The sequence below is a fragment of the Halalkalibacter nanhaiisediminis genome (assembly GCF_007830185.1).
Taxonomy (GTDB): domain Bacteria; phylum Bacillota; class Bacilli; order Bacillales; family Bacillaceae_D; genus Halalkalibacter; species Halalkalibacter nanhaiisediminis.
This window is the reverse complement of sequence record NZ_VLKZ01000002.1, coordinates 144,500-161,242: the sequence shown is the minus strand read 5'-3', so window position 1 is coordinate 161,242 and position 16,743 is coordinate 144,500. Positions and strand designations below refer to the sequence as shown.

14 protein-coding genes and 1 pseudogene are annotated in these 16,743 nt (G+C 38.0%); 6 read left to right on the top strand and 9 right to left on the bottom strand.

The genetic code is table 11. The annotated features are described in order from the left end of the window. Nucleotides 1–853: 853 nt before the first annotated feature. The 5 genes and pseudogenes from IQ10_RS03455 to IQ10_RS18690 all read left to right on the top strand — a co-directional run. Nucleotides 854–1,069 carry a hypothetical protein gene (locus tag IQ10_RS03455; RefSeq protein ID WP_144449093.1) on the top strand — a complete coding sequence of 72 codons (216 nt, stop codon included), beginning with the start codon at nucleotides 854–856 and terminating at the stop codon, nucleotides 1,067–1,069. A 158-nt stretch (nucleotides 1,070–1,227) separates the two neighbouring features. Beyond that, on the top strand, nucleotides 1,228–1,626 hold the full coding sequence (locus tag IQ10_RS03450) for a VOC family protein (RefSeq protein ID WP_144449092.1): 399 nt from the start codon (nucleotides 1,228–1,230) through the stop codon (nucleotides 1,624–1,626). 213 nt (nucleotides 1,627–1,839) lie between these two features. After that, complete coding sequence (locus tag IQ10_RS03445; RefSeq protein ID WP_144449091.1) at nucleotides 1,840–2,406, top strand: DUF4256 domain-containing protein; 567 nt, start codon at nucleotides 1,840–1,842, stop codon at nucleotides 2,404–2,406. Nucleotides 2,407–2,744: 338 nt separating this feature from the next. Then, nucleotides 2,745–2,987 (top strand): AbrB/MazE/SpoVT family DNA-binding domain-containing protein, encoded by a 243-nt coding sequence (locus tag IQ10_RS03435; protein WP_367613650.1) that lies wholly within the window; start codon nucleotides 2,745–2,747, stop codon nucleotides 2,985–2,987. Nucleotides 2,988–3,169: 182 nt separating this feature from the next. Next, nucleotides 3,170–3,352: pseudogene (locus tag IQ10_RS18690) on the top strand (type II toxin-antitoxin system death-on-curing family toxin); the annotation flags it as partial. Between the two features lie 664 nt (nucleotides 3,353–4,016). On the opposite strand, the gene IQ10_RS03425 reads toward IQ10_RS18690, so the two are convergent. The 9 genes from IQ10_RS03425 to IQ10_RS03385 all read right to left on the bottom strand — a co-directional run bounded on the left by IQ10_RS03425 (nucleotide 4,017) and on the right by IQ10_RS03385 (nucleotide 15,544). Further along, nucleotides 4,017–4,493, bottom strand: a complete 477-nt coding sequence (locus IQ10_RS03425; protein ID WP_144449089.1) for a metal-dependent hydrolase — start codon at nucleotides 4,491–4,493, stop codon at nucleotides 4,017–4,019. Between the two features lie 141 nt (nucleotides 4,494–4,634). Continuing rightward, nucleotides 4,635–7,085 (bottom strand): DNA topoisomerase IV subunit A, encoded by a 2,451-nt coding sequence (parC, locus tag IQ10_RS03420; RefSeq protein WP_144449088.1) that lies wholly within the window; start codon nucleotides 7,083–7,085, stop codon nucleotides 4,635–4,637. A gap of 2 nt (nucleotides 7,086–7,087) precedes the next feature. Continuing rightward, nucleotides 7,088–9,079, bottom strand: coding sequence for a DNA topoisomerase IV subunit B (gene parE, locus IQ10_RS03415; RefSeq protein WP_206751986.1), 1,992 nt, complete (start codon nucleotides 9,077–9,079; stop codon nucleotides 7,088–7,090). Nucleotides 9,080–9,254: 175 nt separating this feature from the next. After that, nucleotides 9,255–9,668: a CoA-binding protein gene (locus IQ10_RS03410; RefSeq protein ID WP_144449087.1), complete on the bottom strand. Its 414-nt coding sequence runs from the start codon at nucleotides 9,666–9,668 to the stop codon at nucleotides 9,255–9,257. A gap of 96 nt (nucleotides 9,669–9,764) precedes the next feature. Then, nucleotides 9,765–11,294, bottom strand: coding sequence for an ABC transporter permease/substrate-binding protein (locus IQ10_RS03405; protein WP_144449086.1), 1,530 nt, complete (start codon nucleotides 11,292–11,294; stop codon nucleotides 9,765–9,767). Then, a complete protein-coding gene (locus IQ10_RS03400) occupies nucleotides 11,294–12,253 on the bottom strand; it encodes an ABC transporter ATP-binding protein (RefSeq protein ID WP_144449085.1) in 960 nt (319 codons plus the stop codon). The genes IQ10_RS03405 and IQ10_RS03400 overlap by 1 nt, the downstream gene beginning before the upstream one ends. A 263-nt stretch (nucleotides 12,254–12,516) precedes the next feature. Then, on the bottom strand, nucleotides 12,517–13,257 hold the full coding sequence (gene fabG / locus IQ10_RS03395) for a 3-oxoacyl-[acyl-carrier-protein] reductase (protein ID WP_144449084.1): 741 nt from the start codon (nucleotides 13,255–13,257) through the stop codon (nucleotides 12,517–12,519). A 78-nt stretch (nucleotides 13,258–13,335) separates the two neighbouring features. Continuing rightward, complete coding sequence (locus IQ10_RS03390) at nucleotides 13,336–14,517, bottom strand: acetyl-CoA C-acetyltransferase (protein ID WP_144449083.1); 1,182 nt, start codon at nucleotides 14,515–14,517, stop codon at nucleotides 13,336–13,338. A gap of 136 nt (nucleotides 14,518–14,653) precedes the next feature. Then, a complete protein-coding gene (locus IQ10_RS03385) occupies nucleotides 14,654–15,544 on the bottom strand; it encodes a LysR family transcriptional regulator (RefSeq protein ID WP_144449082.1) in 891 nt (296 codons plus the stop codon). A gap of 150 nt (nucleotides 15,545–15,694) precedes the next feature. Between IQ10_RS03385 and IQ10_RS03380 the strand changes: the two genes are divergently transcribed. Continuing rightward, nucleotides 15,695–16,717 carry a YeiH family protein gene (locus tag IQ10_RS03380; protein WP_144449081.1) on the top strand — a complete coding sequence of 341 codons (1,023 nt, stop codon included), beginning with the start codon at nucleotides 15,695–15,697 and terminating at the stop codon, nucleotides 16,715–16,717. Nucleotides 16,718–16,743: the final 26 nt, after the last annotated feature.

The window sequence follows — 16,743 nt, the reverse complement described above, 5'->3', positions numbered from 1 at the left end:
TAAGTCTAACAATTTGAGGTGCGGTTTTTTTATATCCAATTATTATTTAAAGGTTGTTTAAGTGCTTTGAGAGTATTAATGCCGAAACTCATAGCTTAAAAGTACAGTTTTAAACACTATAAAATAAATGATGTTTGAAGACATAACTTAATGGAAATCTTCATGATGAAATTGACTAGTAGCGCTGCCGTGGTGACTAAACGGGCATTTTCCTGTGCAGTGTTATTAGTGTCCGTAAGTTTTTCTCTTTTTTTATATAAATTAAATAGTAAAGAATTATGCCCGTTTGGTTGGTTAGCGTGCTATTTTCGCGTGTGAAAAATCTAATAGCTTAATAATGACATCGTTACTTTTTGAATTGAATAATTGGATAATGACACGCAGTGGGGTTGCTTTATACATATTACTGTTTTTATTTAGGATACCTCGTTATTTCTTGAAAATGTTATCAATCACAGAAGAAGATCATTTTCGTATAGGAGCTTATAGGAAGTTCTGCTCTACGGAATACGATATATTTAGTATGTTTCTCGGAGATAACTCACTTTCATTTATAGGTTTATATGATTTTGTTACACAGGGGTGACTGACTAAGCAGGAAGATGAACACGCAATAATGAAAATGGTAACAGAACAATTTAATCAAGATAAAAGTGAATTTAGACAAGGAAACAAGGAAACAAAGAATTAAAAAGTGAAAAAGAAGAAAAAGAACAATACAACGGTCTGATAAATGATTTAAATGATGAAATGGAAGTAACTAAAAATAGCTCTAAGGTATATAATTGAACTCATAGCTGATATTAATATTGTGTTATATCGAATTATTAATAATTGGTTCGGATACTCTCATTTGAAAGTCCTTTTGGATATCACGCAATATCTTTTAGAAGATGATCATCTGTATACATTAGCGAATGTAGGGATAAGTGGCAATAGTCCTTGTGAAATTTCGATAGACGATAGAAACGATGAACATTATGCCATGATTGCAGTTGTAAAAAGTGTTGATGAAACACCAAAGATGAGCGAGCAGAGAGAAGGATATTATGTCATATCCACAAAATAATGATGGTAACGAATAAAACCGAAAAAGAAACTTGGATCCTAAACGCCCTTAATAAGCTATAAGCCTGTAAGTAAAGAAGTAGTAAAGTGAGAAAGGGATAATATATTACGGGTTGAATGATCCTTAAGAGATTATAAAGTGAAAGGAGTAGGTTTTTAATGAAAAAGGTAATACCATTCTTAATGTTTCAAGAAGGTAAAGCAGAAGAGGCAATGAAATTTTATACATCTTTAATTGAGGATTCAGAAATTACAAACATAGTTCGATATGGAGCTAATGAATCTGGAGATGAAGGAACTGTAATGCAAGCAACTTTTACCTTAAAAGGGCAAGAGTTTATGTGCATTGATAGTAATGTGAAGCATGAGTTCTCTTTTACACCTTCGTTCTCAATTTATATTGTTTGTGATACTGAGGAGGAGATAGAGCAACTTTATCAGAAACTAAACGAAGGTGGACAAGCACTTATGCCATTAAATGATTATGGCTTCAGCAAAAAATTTGGTTGGCTAAATGATCGTTTCGGAGTTTCATGGCAACTAAATCTTCTTAAATAAAAGGGCAAATAACTTTTTTCACTTATTCTATATCGACGCATCTACAAAAAGTTCGATAGTTACCGAATCGTTAGTACATAATTTTCTAGAAGATAAATATAATGACCAACAAACTAGTGCGGTTATCCTAGGAGGGCAGCACATTAGTTTTTATAATAACGGAGCAGTTTAGTCCTTACTCAATTAAGAGTAAAAAACAAGGGGGAAACTAATATGACAAAGAAAAATAATGAGTTGTCTCTAGAACAACGTGAAGAACTACTTAGAATTTTGGAAGCCCGTTTTGAGAAAAATATGAATCGACATAAAGGTCTTGAATGGGCTAAAGTACAAGCTAAGCTCGAAGCTAATACCGAAAAACTGTGGTCACTTAATGAGATGGAAGCTACGGGCGGTGAACCAGATGTTATTGGCCATGATAAAAAGACAGGCGAATACATTTTTTATGATTGTTCAGCGGAAAGTCCTAAAGGTCGAAGAAGTGTTTGTTACGACCGTGAAGCGCTAGAGTCAAGGAAAAAACATAAACCAGAAAATAATGCTATTGATATGGCAGCTGCCATGGGCATTGAACTGTTAACGGAAGAACAATACCGGGAGCTGCAAAAACTTGAAAAATTCGATATGAAAACGTCGAGTTGGGTGCAAACTCCTGTTAATATTAGAAAACTTGGCGGGGCCATCTTTTGTGATTGTCGTTACGACACTGTGTTTGTGTACCACAATGGCGCAGATTCCTACTATGCTGCAAGAGGTTTCCGTGGCTCAGTAAAGGTCTAATTTTGCACAGACAGCTTATTTGCCTGGAACTTCTTAATGGTGGCCAATAAAGAAAAGCAAGAATTCATCTATAAACTAGAGAATGGGGAAGAAGTGATTTTTAATAAGGAGCCTGTTTACATGTAAAAGCGATTTCTCCATTGACATTTTACAAGCTTCCCTAAGATGTCCAATCTCTCTTTCTGTGAGGAACTTGGGGATTCTTTCCCGACTTTTGGCTTCCTTAATCTTTTTGAACCAGCAACTGAACGACAACGCGCAATTTAGAAGGGGTTAGAAATGAATAAAACAACGGAACAATTAGCTTGTTTTTTTCAAGAAGAATGGTGGTGAAAAAAATGGAACGTAAAGTAACGAAAATCGGAAATAGTTTAGGCATGACGTTTCCAGCAAAATTATTAAAACGTCTTGGTGTAGCGCACGGTGATGACGTTTTTATTGAGGAACAAGATGGTACAATTGTGATTCGCAAAAGTCAAAAAGTACATTTGCCAAAAGGTGTTAGTGACGATTTCTTTGATATTCTAGATAAGAACATGAAACAGTATGATGAAACCATTAAAGGGTTGGTAGACCGTTAATGCGTTATTTAACCGAACAAGAAGTGATTGCTATTAATTTAATGAACAATAAAGGTGTCAAATTGCCGGATCTTCTTAATTCCGCCATTACTCGACCAAAACAATCCGCTTTTAGTGAAGAGGCTTACCCAAGCATTTTCTGAAAAGAGAGAGCTTTGTTTGAGTCATGAGTAAAAAATCATACCTTTCATAACGCAAACAAACGAACGGCCTTTTTGGCATTGATTCAATTCCTTGCCTACAACGGTTTTCAATTTAACATGAGTCAAAAGCAAGCTAAGGATTTTGTTATAGATGTCGTTAATCAAAAATATGAAATTAATGAAATCGTGGTGATGATTAAAGAATATAGTGTGGAAATGTAGCCTTGTAATCATGATACAAGGCTTTTTATTATGGAAATGCTTATAGGTTTTCTTCAGTGAACTAGAAAAAGGGGGTTCGTTAGAGCATTCTTAGAAAGACAGAAAGTCATTTTCCATATAGCCAAACAGGAATTGGCGGCAGCACAACAGCTTTTAGATGCAAGTCAAAAACCTCCTAAATCAATTAGATTAGACGATAATTCATTATCCGTAAAAATATAAACCATTATCGTTCAAAAGGAGAATTATCGTTCACAAGAAAAAAGACTAAAATTATAAGGAACTTGAGGTGATTAAGTTCCAAAGTACAGATATTATAGGAACTTTAGGGGATAACTCTAATCATGACGCAAATTAATCCTAGTTTACATAATATATATTATCGGAACCAAATGAAAATAAAATAAATCCGTCTCGTATTATGAGTTTACTCTTAATTTTGAGACGGAAAAGTTTTTATTGAGCTAATTAAAATATAAAATGTCTTTAAGTGTTAGTAAAATTTTATTTCGTATAGATCGTAGTAATTATTAATGATTCTGTCCGATTAGATCATTCTTAAAGTTTAAATCGTAGGAATGTCTAAATTACGATATGTCTTATAGCACCAATTATTAAAACTTAAACATACAATTTAGTTCTTTATAACAAATGATCAATAAATTTAAATATACATCATCACCACAACCCCTAATAAGACCAAACATACAGCTGTCTCTCCAATTACTGATCCTGTCTGTGAAGAAAATGGAAATCGAAAGCTTGTTTGGATTGGATATAATAGTTTCACTCCTCGTGGTGTCATAGCATCTAATATAATATGGCTAATGATACCTGCGACGAGTCCAGTTTGGATGTCTGCTGCATTTTGAAATGTAACTAGACTTAATAGCCACATAGTTACTAATACGAATAAAAGACTATGTGTTATTGTTCTATGACCAAAAATTCGGCCTAAACTAATAGATATGATTGGGATCATTCGTCCAACCATTGATTTTGGATGACATATATCTGGAATAACTGAACCAAATAATGCAGCCGTATAGAAAATGATTGGCTCTTGTACAGGTACATTGAATGTATGAGTTGTTATTGCTGCTGCGGCTAATCCGCCTATAATATGAGTTGTTCCCTTCATGCTGCACCTCGCTCTAAGTTCTCTATAAACAACAGTTTACATAACGTTATTATGGTTTACTTATTGTATTTCTTTTTAAGTTAATTTTAGCTAACCCCTTTTTAACAGTTGTAAAGTTTAAAATAAAACGATGATGAGTGCTTAAGACTCATCATCGTTCAATTCTTTCTCTACAGTACGTCTTACTTGATTGATCGAACCTTCTGCTGCTGTATCGACAATAAACGAACCATTGCTGTAGCGGTCACTATTGCGATATGCGCTGCTATCTAAAATGATTTCTTTGTCTTTTTCAGTTATGATAATGAACATTTCTTTTGGTTTTAACAAGCGTTTGCATGCCACTACTCGATGAGGATTTGACTTGAGTTCTCTTAACATAACTAAGCCACGCTTTGCACGAGATGACTTTTCAAACTCTGTAATCGAGATTTTTTTGACTCCGCCTCGGTGTGTGACGATAATAAATTCGATCTTTTCATCTAGTGAGAATGTAGATGCATCAATCACGGAGTCGCCTTCTTTTAAATTAATAGCTTTCACACCTGCTGCTCGCTGACCAACAAGGCTGACTTCTTCCTCACTAAACCACAGTCCATAACCAAAATTAGTGGCAAGAAATAACTCTTGGTTCCCATCTGTTTTCATAATACTAATAACTTCATCATTTTCTTTTAATTTAACAGCCATTAATGGTTTAGAGAAACGCTGTGCTTGATATAAAGAAAGTTGTGAGCGTTTTGCCATCCCTTCTTTTGTAATAAAGAGCAGTGATTCATCCTCTTTAAATTCAACGATCGGCATAGCTGAAATAATCTCATCCTCTCGATCAAGTCCGCTTACTAGGTTAGCTACATGCTGCCCATTATCTTTCCAGCGAATATCTGGTAATTGATGAATAGGAATATATAAATAGTTCCCTAATTTTGTGAACAAGAGGATTGTATTGATTGTATTTGCTGGATAATAGCCAAGGAGATAGTCTCCTTCTTTCATTCCAGGTAGCTCTCCATTTGAAGCTGTATAGGAGCGGATGCTTGTCCGTTTAACGTATCCTTCTTTTGTTACAGTAACCATAACATCTTCTGAAGCGATCAAAACGTCCATATTGATTTTAATTTCTTCAATTTCTGCTTTAATCACTGTTCGTCTTGGATCTGCGAATTGCTTTTTGATACTAAGTAAGTCATTTTTGATGACTTTAATAAGCTTCTTTTCGCTCTCGAGGATTGCCTCTAGCTCATGGATACGACGTTCAAGTTCAGCTGCTTCCTCTTCTAATGTAGTAATGTCCGTATTTGTTAAACGGTAAAGCTGCAAAGTAACGATCGCTTCAGCTTGTTCTTCAGTGAATTGATAACGCTCAATCAGATTATTTTTGGCATCCTTTTTATCTGTCGATGAACGAATTGTTGCGATTACTTCATCGAGAATGGAAATGGCCTTAATAAGTCCTTTAACAATGTGTTGACGATCTTGCGCTTTTTTTAGATCGTAATTTGCCCGTCTTGTGAAAACAATTTTCTGATGGTCAATATACGCTTGAATCAAAGCTTGAAGCCCCATTAATTTAGGAGCTTTGTTGTGAATAGCGACCATATTAAAGTTATATGTAACTTGTAGATCCGTATTTTTAAATAAATAGTGTAAAATGGCTTGTGCATCTGCTTCTTTTTTCAGTTCCACAACGATACGTAAGCCAGTTCTATCCGTATCATCACGGACTTCAGCAATGCCGTCTACTTTTTTATCAAAACGAAGCTCATCCATTTTCTTGACAAGATTTGATTTCACGATTTCATATGGAATCTCATGAATCGTAATTTGCTTTCGACCACCGCGTAGTTCTTCGATTTCTGTTTTTGCTCGAACGATGACTTTCCCTTTTCCTGTTCGGTAAGCTTGACGAATCCCATCAAGTCCTTGAACGATACCACCTGTTGGAAAATCAGGTCCTTGAATGACTTGCAGAAGGTCATCAAGGGTCGTGTTAGGCTTCTCCATTTGCATGATCACACCATCTATGATTTCCCCTAAATGATGTGGTGGAATATCAGTTGCATAACCAGCCGAAATTCCTGTTGATCCATTGACGAGTAGGTTAGGAAACATCGCTGGAAAGACGACAGGTTCTTCTTCTGAATCATCAAAGTTTGGAATGAACTCAACTGTATCTCGATCAATATCGCGTAGAAGCTGCGCGGCAATAGATGACAGACGTGCTTCTGTATAACGCATGGCTGCTGGAGGATCTCCATCAATCGATCCATTATTTCCGTGCATATCAACTAGCAGATTACGTACCTTCCATTCCTGACTCATACGAATCATTGCTTCATAGACAGACGAATCACCGTGTGGATGATAATTCCCGATGACATTACCAACCGTTTTCGCTGACTTTCGGAAAGGTTTATCTGCTGTATTGCCATCTTTATACATGGCATACAAAATCCGTCGTTGAACAGGCTTCAAACCGTCTCTTGCGTCAGGTAGGGCCCGTTCTTGAATAATATATTTACTATAGCGACCAAATCGGTCACCTATGACATCTTCTAAAGGAAGGTCTAAGTAACGCTCTGTTTGTGCCAAGCTTACTCCTCCTCAACAACTGCTAAATTTTCGTTTTCTAAGATGTTTGATTCTTCATCAAGACCAAAAGCAACATTAGCTTCAATCCACTTTCGTCTCGGTTCGACTTTATCACCCATTAAAGTAGTGACACGTTTTTCAGCTCGTGCTGCATCGTCTAATTTGACACGGATAAGCGTTCTTGTTTCTGGGTCCATCGTCGTTTCCCAAAGCTGAATTGCATTCATTTCCCCAAGACCCTTATAACGCTGAAGGGTATACCCACGTCCAACTTTCTTTGTAACGCTTGCTAATTCTCGCTCATCCCAGGCATATTCAACTACCTCTTTTTTTCCAGATCCTTTACTTACTTTGTAAAGTGGTGGAAGGGCAATATAAATTTTACCTGCATCGAAAAGAGGACGCATATAGCGATAGAAAAATGTCAGTAATAGAACTTGAATATGTGCACCATCGGTATCCGCATCGGTCATGATGACGATTTTGTCATAGTTGACATCCTCTAATGCGAAGTCTGCACCAACTCCTGCTCCAATCGTATAAATAATCGTCCGGATTTCTTCGTTCTTCATGATGTCATCTAATTTCGCTTTTTCCGTATTGATGACTTTTCCTCGTAATGGTAAGACCGCTTGGAATTTACGATCACGCCCTTGTTTGGCAGATCCTCCTGCTGAATCCCCCTCCACTAAATACAATTCGTTGCGCTGCGGATTTTTTGATTGAGCTGGTGTTAGCTTACCACTCAACAAGACATCTTTCCGCTTGCTTTTTTTTCCATTACGAGCGTCTTCACGAGCTTTTCTTGCTGCTTCACGAGCTTGCGCTGCTTTGACTGCTTTTTTAATTAACATCGTACTGACTTCTGGGTTTTCCTCGAAAAAATAGGATAACTTTTCAGAGATAAGTCCATCAACGGCTGAGCGAGCTTCTGAAGTACCTAGCTTGCCTTTTGTTTGACCTTCAAATTGTAATTTCGCTTCGGGAACACGAACTGAGATAATAGAGGTAAAGCCTTCACGAATATCAGATCCATCTAAGTTCTTGTCTTTTTCCTTAAGTAACTTCACTTTTCGAGCATATTCATTAAAAGCCCGAGTCATACCAGCCTTAGCTCCTAGTTCATGTGTCCCCCCGTCCTTTGTTCGGACATTGTTAACGAAGGACAGAACATTCTCTGTATAGCCATCATTAAATTGAAACGCAAATTCAACTTCAATATCATTTTGTTCCCCTGAAAAGAAAACAACTGGACTAATCGTTTCTTTATCTTCGTTTAAATATTCAACAAACGCCTCAATTCCATTCTCGAAATGAAATTCTTCACGAGACCCGTCTCCACGAAGGTCAACAAGCGCAATTTTTAACCCCTTTAACAAGAAAGCGGCTTCACGTAAACGTTCTGTTAGCGTTTCAACGTTATACGTTGTCGTGCTAAAAATAGTCGTGTCAGGTTTAAAATGAATCGTCGTTCCAGTTTTCTTCGTTTTTCCGACGTATTCAAGAGTAGTAACAGGCTTTCCACCATTTTCAAATCGTTGCTTAAAAATTTGACCATCCCGCTTAATTTCAACAACAAGCCATTCTGATAAGGCATTTACAACAGAGGCCCCAACACCGTGAAGTCCACCGCTTGTTGCATAGCCTCCTTGGCCAAACTTACCTCCTGCGTGAAGAACCGTTAAAATCACTTCAGGAGTAGGTTTCCCTGATTTGTGCATACCTGTTGGCATCCCACGTCCTTCATCAGAAACGGAGATGCTGTTATCACGGTGCACGGTCACATTTATGTAGTTTCCGTATCCAGCTAACGCCTCATCAACGGAATTATCAACAATTTCATAGACTAGATGATGAAGTCCACGACTATCCGTACTCCCAATATACATACCAGGTCGTTTTCGAACGGCTTCAAGACCTTCTAGTACTTGTATTGCATCATCGTTATAATCCAAGTGCTGTTTCTTTGCCAAAATTGGTGCTCCTTTCAACATGCTACGCTCATTGTAGCATAAACGAACAAATGTTTCCATCGTGCCTTTTCCTTGCTTTTTCTATTGTAGCGATTATTTCAGTATTCGCAACCTCTTTTCGATTATCCTGCATTTTCACAAAGATTCAATATATGAAAAAGCGTACCCCTTTATCAATAGAGGTACGCAAGAAATGTTATTTCCATTTAGCATGTTCCACTTTAATGCAACGATCCATAATCGTTGTCACATTATTTTCTTTTAAATAGTTATAAGCCTCTTCATTTTCGACACCGAGTTGAGCCCAAAATGCCTTTGCTCCAACTTCTACTGATTCGCGAGCAATTTCAGGAAGAAACTCGCTTCGTCTAAAGACGTTGACAATATCAATATCTCCTTGAATGTCTTTAAGAGAAGCAACAGACTTGACGCCAAGTGCTTCATCAATAGCTGGATTGACAGGAATAATTTCATAACCAGCTTTCTGCATTGCCTCAGACACCATATAAGACGTTCGCTCAGGGTTAGCTGATAATCCAACAACTGCAATTCGTTTACTTTTCTGTAATAATTCTTTTATTTGCTCATCTGATGGATTCTGAATACTCATGCCTAAAAACAACTCCTTTGATAATCTCTATATAGTGTACTTCTCCTTTTTAATCATTTATTCCTTTATTTCATGAAAATTAACCGTTAAGTGTAGTTAATGAATATAGCCATGTTCTTCTAAATAGTCGCGTGCAACTGCTTCTGCACTTTGATCTTCATAATCGACAAGATAATTAAGACGTTGAATTTCTTCTTCTGTTACTTGACCTGCTAGTTGTTCAAGAATGCTTTCAAGCTCTGGATAACGGATAAGTGTTTCTTCTCGTACAAGTGGCGCTCCTTGATAAGGAGGAAATAACTGTTGATCATCCTCTAATACTTTCAGGTTATATTTGACTAATTGAGAATCTGTTGAATAGGCATCAATCACTTGAACATCTTCTGAAACAAGAGCACGAGCACGAAGAGACGCGTCCATCGTTTGCACATCTGCAAAGCGGAAGCCATACAACTCTTCAAAGCCAGCATAACCATCTTGTCGATCAATGAATTCAAACGTGAAACCTGCTGTAAGTTGATCGCGAAATGGTCGTAAGTCTGAGATCGTCTCGACGCCCGTTTCTTCAGCAAATTCATTTGTCACCGCAATCGCATATGTATTTTGGTAGGCCATCGGTTCTAGAAAGACGAATTGCTCTGCTTCATAAATCAGATCACGAGCTTGCTCATAGGCCTCTCTCGGTTCATAACTAAAATCTTCAACATTCAAAATGCCCCCTAAAATAGTCCCGGAAAATTCAAGGTACATGTCAATATCACCGACGCGAAGAGCATTAAAGACAATATCCGTTCCACCAAGTCCTGCTTGAACATCTACCCGTAGGTCTGTCTCTTCTTCAATTAAATGCTTGTACATATTTGCGACAATTTCTGGTTCGGCATTTAATTTCCCACCAATCACAAGATCATAGCCATCATCTTCTGCAAATAAAGGAGGAACAATTATGAAAGCTATTGCAAGTGTGACAAGAGCAATAATTGGTTTGTACGATGATCCTCTTGTCTTATTTTGAGTTACTCGAAGGATGAAATCAAAGAAAAGAGCAAGTAAAGCGGCTGGAATGGCACCTAGTAAAATATACTCATTGTTTGCACGCTGGATGCCAATCATGATTAAATCACCGAGACCACCTGCCCCGATGAGTGCAGCAAGAGTGGCTGTTCCAACAATAAGCACCATTGATGTCCTTACACCAGCCATAACAGTAGGCATAGCGATAGGAAGCTCAACTTTTAGCAAACGTCTAATCGAGTTCATCCCCATCCCTGTTGCTGCTTCTCGGATAGCTGGATCCACTTCATTAATTCCTGTATATGTATTACGCAATATAGGTAAAAGGGCATAGGCTGTTAATGCAATAATCGCAGGTGTTGTTCCGATACCAACAAAAAGAATCATAAACCCAAGTAGAGCAAGGCTTGGAATGGTCTGCAAAACAGCAGTAACACCAATAATAAACTCTGCAAAACGTTTTTTACGAGAAAGAATGACACCTAATGGAACCGCGATAAAAACGGCAATTAATAAAGAAATAAGGGATAATTGCAAATGCTGCCATAAAGAAGACCACACTAAGTCTTGTCTGAGGAGAAATAAATCAATCAAACGTTGGATTCCTTCCATTAATTCACTCCTCCTTTAACAGCAAGTTGGGCTAATTCTTTGTACGAAACTGTCCCAACAATTTGCTGTTCGTCTTCTACATAAAGAATTGTATCCTCTGATGTAGAAAGTTGTATAAAAGCTTCATCAAGTGTGGCTGTTATAGGGATAATAGCTGACTGTTCATTTATTTCAGCTTGAACATTGTCAATTGATTTCATCACCATGTTTACGGTTGACTTATCAACAATCGTATGCTTGCGATCACCGATAAAAGTCGCAACAAACTCATCTTTCGGACTTGAAAGGAGTTCTTCTGGTGTGCCTACTTGGACAATTTTACCCTCTCTCATCATACAAATACGGTCTCCAAGCTTTAATGCTTCATCCATGTCATGAGTGACAAAAATGATGGTTTTCTTAATGTTTTTTTTGAGATTTATAATATCTTCTTGAAGCTGTTCTCTACTAATCGGGTCTAATGCACTAAAAGGCTCGTCCATTAATAAAATGTCAGGATTGGCAGCTAGTGCTCTCGCAACACCAATTCGCTGTTGTTGACCACCTGAGAGCTCAGAAGGTTTCCGCTCGCGAAATTGTGATGGTTCAAGTCCAACCATTTCTAGTAATTCATTGACACGTGCTTCTATCAATTCTTTTGACCATTTCATCATTTCAGGCACGACTGAAATATTTTCTGCCACTGTCATATTAGGAAATAGCGCAATTTGTTGAAGAACATAGCCAATGTTCCAACGCAGTTCGTGGATATTTATTGATGAAATAGGTTTTCCATTCATTTCAATGGTTCCATCAGTTGGTTCAATAAGACGATTCACCATTTTCAGCGTCGTTGTTTTCCCACAGCCAGATGGACCAATTAAGACAAAAAATTCTCCTTCTGCTACTGTTAAATTAAATTGCTGAACAGCTTGTGTCCCATCTGGGTAAGCTTTTGATACATTTTGAAACGTGATCATTCTCTTTTTCACTTCCAATCAATTATACTTTCTTAACAGAATCTTATACCCTTTTTCGTAAATTTATAAACATTTAGAGGTAGGTAGTTCGTTGTGTTAGAATAATAAAACAGGCTATATGCAATGAAATAGCCTGTTTTAATTAGTTTACCCTTTTTGGGGGATTTGATCTCTATATTTGACTCATGCGGAAATTTTGCTCCGTTTAACTTGTGTTTCAGGTGAAAAACAAGCTTTTTATAAAGCTAGTCTCAATTCAACCATTACAAAACTACGCCACCATCAATACTTAAAATCGTCCCAGTGATAAACCTCGCTTCATCAGATGCAAGAAAGGCATATCCGTTAGCGATGTCTTCTGGAGTTCCAAGGTCCTTTAAAACGGCTTTATCTTTCATGATTGTTAAGACCTTTTCAGGCATTTTTTCTGTCATGGGGGTAAGGATAAAACCTGGAGCAATAGCGTTCACACGAATATTGTAACGCCCTAATTCCTTCGCCCATGTTTTCGTCATCCCGTTTACTCCCCATTTCGTGGCAGCATAGTTCGTTTGCCCAAAATTACCGTATGAACCAACAACAGAAGAGGCATTTAAAATCACACCGCTATTTTGCATCTTCATGATTGCTGCTGCTTCTTGAGATACAAGAAATACGCCTTTTAAATTTACATCAATAACGCGATCCCACTCTTCATCTGTCATTTTCAACAACTGCGCATCTGCTGTAATGCCAGCATTGTTTATAACGATATCAATGCGACCAAAGGTTTCGACCGTCTTCTTCATTAGTTGTTTCACGTCTGCTCGTTTGGTTACATTGACAAGCAGTCCAATAGCTTCAGCACCCTTCTCTTTTACAGCAGCAACCGTATCCTCTATAGCTGCTTCATTCATATCAGAAATCACAACCTTGGCTCCCTCAGCTGCAAACTTCAATGCAGTTGCTTGACCAATTCCTTGACCTGCTCCTGTAATAATCGCTACTTTATCCTGTAGTCTCAATTGAAATCCTCCTCACATCATGACAAAAGCTAATACAACTAGACATTTGACATGTATGTACTTTACTATTTCTCTTACTTATGGACGTTCAACAATTAAGGCTGTTCCTTGACCTCCACCAATACAAAGCGTTGCTAGTCCGTGCTTGGCATCCCGTCGCTCCATTTCATATAAAAGCGTAACTAGAACGCGTGTTCCTGACGCACCTACGGGGTGACCTAGTGCAATTGCTCCTCCGTTCACGTTTACTTTATCAGGATCTAGACCTAAATCTTTTACAACAGCAAGAGACTGTGCTGCGAATGCTTCATTCGCTTCAATAAGATCTAAATCTTTAACAGTCATCCCAGCACGTTCAAGTGCCTTCTTAGTAGCTGGCACAGGTCCATAGCCCATAATGCTTGGATCCAATGCTGCATTTCCGTATGATTTAATCGTTGCAAGTGGTGTAATGCCAAGCTCTTCAGCTTTTTCCTTGGCCATTAAAACAACCATAGCAGCACCATCATTAATGCCTGAAGCATTTCCAGCCGTTACGGTCCCGTCATTTTTAAAAGCTGGTCTCAATTTGGATAGTTTTTCCATTGTCATTCTGTGTTTTGGATGTTCATCTGTATCGACAATAATTGGTTCGCCTTTTCGTTGAGGAATCTCAACAGGAACGATTTCAGCTTGGAAACGCCCTTCTTTTTGGGCTGCTTCTGCTCTTTGTTGACTACGTAATGCAAATTCGTCCTGCATTTCGCGAGTTAACTCCCATTTCTCAGCAATATTTTCTGCAGTCATTCCCATATGATAATCATTAAATTTATCCGTTAAAGCATCATAAATCATCATATCAATTAACTCCCCGTTACCCATACGTTGTCCCCAGCGTGCTTTAGGTAGTACGTACGGAGCATTACTCATGCTTTCAATTCCACCAGCTAAAATGACATCCGCATCACCTAATGCGATAAACTGAGCTCCCATACTCACTGTCCGTAAGCCTGATCCACAGAGTTTATTAATAGCAAGTGCAGGCGTCGTTTGTGGAAGTCCTGCATAGATCGCCACTTGTCGAGCGACGTTTTGGCCTAACCCTGCTGATAAAATATTTCCGATTAATACTTCATCGATTTGCTCTGGCTGTATCCCAGCACGAGCGATCGCTTCTTTTGTTGCGACCACTCCTAAATCTACCGCCGATACAGACGATAATGCTCCTCCAAACGTTCCAACTGGTGTGCGTACGGCACTAACAATAACAACTTCTCTCATTTTTTAGTTCCTCCTTCATGATTGCGAAATCTTGTATCCGCTTTCTTAATAGACACTCTTTCGACTCTTTTATGGCTAAATCCTGCACAATATAAACAAGTAAGTTTTATGCCAACTCTTCTTGTAATTTGTTTTATTAAGTGCCTCTCTCTTCCGCATTCAAAATCTTATCAATGAATAGCTCACGTGCATTTGAGTGAAATCCTTCATTTCCTTGTATAATCGAAAGGTTTCTCGTAAAGGTACGATTCTGGATATTTATTCGCTTGATGTCGCCTGCTTCCAATTCTTTACGAACAGTTAATTTAGAAATCATCGCAATCCCTAGCCCTGCTGAGACGGCTTCCTTTATTCCTTGACTACTACTAAAGATAAAGAAATGTGCTACATTAAGCTGTAAATTAGCCATTAATTGATCACTATAAGCGCGCGTTCCTGAACCGCTTTCTCGCCAAATCCAGACTTGATCTTGTAGCATATCAGGCTTAACCGTACGTAGTTGCGCCAAAGGATGAGTAAGAGGAGCTATAATAATCATTTCATCTTGCATAAAGGGTTCTGCTTTCACTTCTTTTTGTGTCACTTCCCCCTCTATCAGGCCAATATCAAGCTCGTTTAAACGTGCCTTCTCAATAATTTCTTCCGTATTGCCTACCATTACTTCTACTTTTACTAGTGGATATTCTTGAGCAAATGCCCCTAGCATTCTTGGTAAGATATACTCTCCGATTGTAAAGCTTGCTCCAACTTTTAATGTTCCTTGAACGGTATGTTTTTGGGCATTAAGCTCCTGCTTTGCTTCTTCGTAAAGCTCTAACATTTTTTTGGCGCGGATATAAAGAATTTCTCCTGCTTCTGTGACCGTTACTTTTTTAGGTGAGCGAATAAAAAGAGTCGTATCTAGCTCGTTTTCAAGATTTCGTATATGTAAGCTTACATTTGGTTGCGAAAGATTCAGTAAGCTCGCTGCCCTTGAAAAATGACGTTGTTCAACTACTGTTACAAAAATTTTCAAATGATCAATCATGACGAGTTTGTCTCCTTCCATGCTTCTTTTATTTTATCATAAGTTTTTCAAATGATTATGATTACAAATATGTATTTTACTTATTGTTGAATCGTCATTATAGTAAAAAAGAAAACAACGAGAAATGACACATGTACGGAGTGATGAGCAATGGAAGACAGATACAAAAATTATCTATATTTCACCCTTGGAATCATGCTTACACTGGGAATAGCTATTATAGCAAAGTACTTGGCTGACCTCCCTTTTCTGAATATAACTGGTGAATTAGTTCTTGCTATTATGATCGGGATGATATGGAGGGCTTCGATCGGCCTACCTAATCAACTAGCACCAGGGACCAATTTTTCTAGTAAAAAGCTTTTACGAGTTGGAATCATTTTACTGGGTATGCGGCTTGATCTTTTTGCTATTTTTCAAGCTGGCGCAGATGTGTTTATCATTGCGAGTGTTAGTCTCTTTTTTACGTTGATTGTAGTGTTTTTATTAACAAAACTATTTAAAGTAGAGAAAAGGCTTGGGATTTTAACAGCATGTGGGACCGCCATTTGCGGGGCTGCAGCTGTTGTAGCTATCGCACCACAAATAAAAGCGAAAGATGAGGAAATTGCCATAGGAGCCGCAACTGTTGCGATACTTGGAACAATGTTTACCATCATGTATACGCTTATGTTCCCCTTTATTGGTCTCTCAGCAAATGGGTATGGAATTTTTTCAGGGGCAACTTTACATGAATTAGCGCATGTAATTGCAGCGGCTGCACCAGGAGGTAATCAAGCGGTTGATACGGCCGTTATTGTTAAATTAACACGAGTGGCATTGCTCGTACCAGTAGCGATTGTGATAGGAATATGGATCAACCACACTGAATTACAGAAAAATAGTTCCGATGAAAAGGGTACATGGAGGTTGATTCCAGTTCCTTGGTTTATCGTCGGGTTTCTAATAATGAGTGCCGTGCATTCATTTGAGTTGATTCCGTCAACGATCGCAGAGCTGCTTGTTTCACTCTCTTATGTCTTAATTGCAATGGCGATGGCTGGTCTTGGTTTAAGTGTCAATATGACTACGTTTAGACAACTTGGATTACGGACATTTGCTGCAGCGCTTATTGGTTCGATTTTATTGTCTGTATTAGGTTTTGCTTTAATTCATTTATTGGATCTTGTCTAGAATAGCAAAAGGAGCTGATTTTTATC

Coding starts and splice junctions, on each gene's coding strand:
- IQ10_RS03450 (WP_144449092.1), top strand. CDS start 1,228: ATGAAAAAGGTAATACCATTCTTAATGTTTCAAGAAGGTAAAGCAGAA.
- IQ10_RS03445 (WP_144449091.1), top strand. CDS start 1,840: ATGACAAAGAAAAATAATGAGTTGTCTCTAGAACAACGTGAAGAACTA.
- IQ10_RS03435 (WP_367613650.1), top strand. CDS start 2,745: ATGGAACGTAAAGTAACGAAAATCGGAAATAGTTTAGGCATGACGTTT.
- IQ10_RS03425 (WP_144449089.1), bottom strand. CDS start 4,493: ATGAAGGGAACAACTCATATTATAGGCGGATTAGCCGCAGCAGCAATA.
- parE (WP_206751986.1), bottom strand. CDS start 9,079: ATGTTGAAAGGAGCACCAATTTTGGCAAAGAAACAGCACTTGGATTAT.
- IQ10_RS03410 (WP_144449087.1), bottom strand. CDS start 9,668: ATGAGTATTCAGAATCCATCAGATGAGCAAATAAAAGAATTATTACAG.
- IQ10_RS03405 (WP_144449086.1), bottom strand. CDS start 11,294: ATGGAAGGAATCCAACGTTTGATTGATTTATTTCTCCTCAGACAAGAC.
- IQ10_RS03400 (WP_144449085.1), bottom strand. CDS start 12,253: ATGATCACGTTTCAAAATGTATCAAAAGCTTACCCAGATGGGACACAA.
- IQ10_RS03390 (WP_144449083.1), bottom strand. CDS start 14,517: ATGAGAGAAGTTGTTATTGTTAGTGCCGTACGCACACCAGTTGGAACG.
- IQ10_RS03385 (WP_144449082.1), bottom strand. CDS start 15,544: ATGATTGATCATTTGAAAATTTTTGTAACAGTAGTTGAACAACGTCAT.
- IQ10_RS03380 (WP_144449081.1), top strand. CDS start 15,695: ATGGAAGACAGATACAAAAATTATCTATATTTCACCCTTGGAATCATG.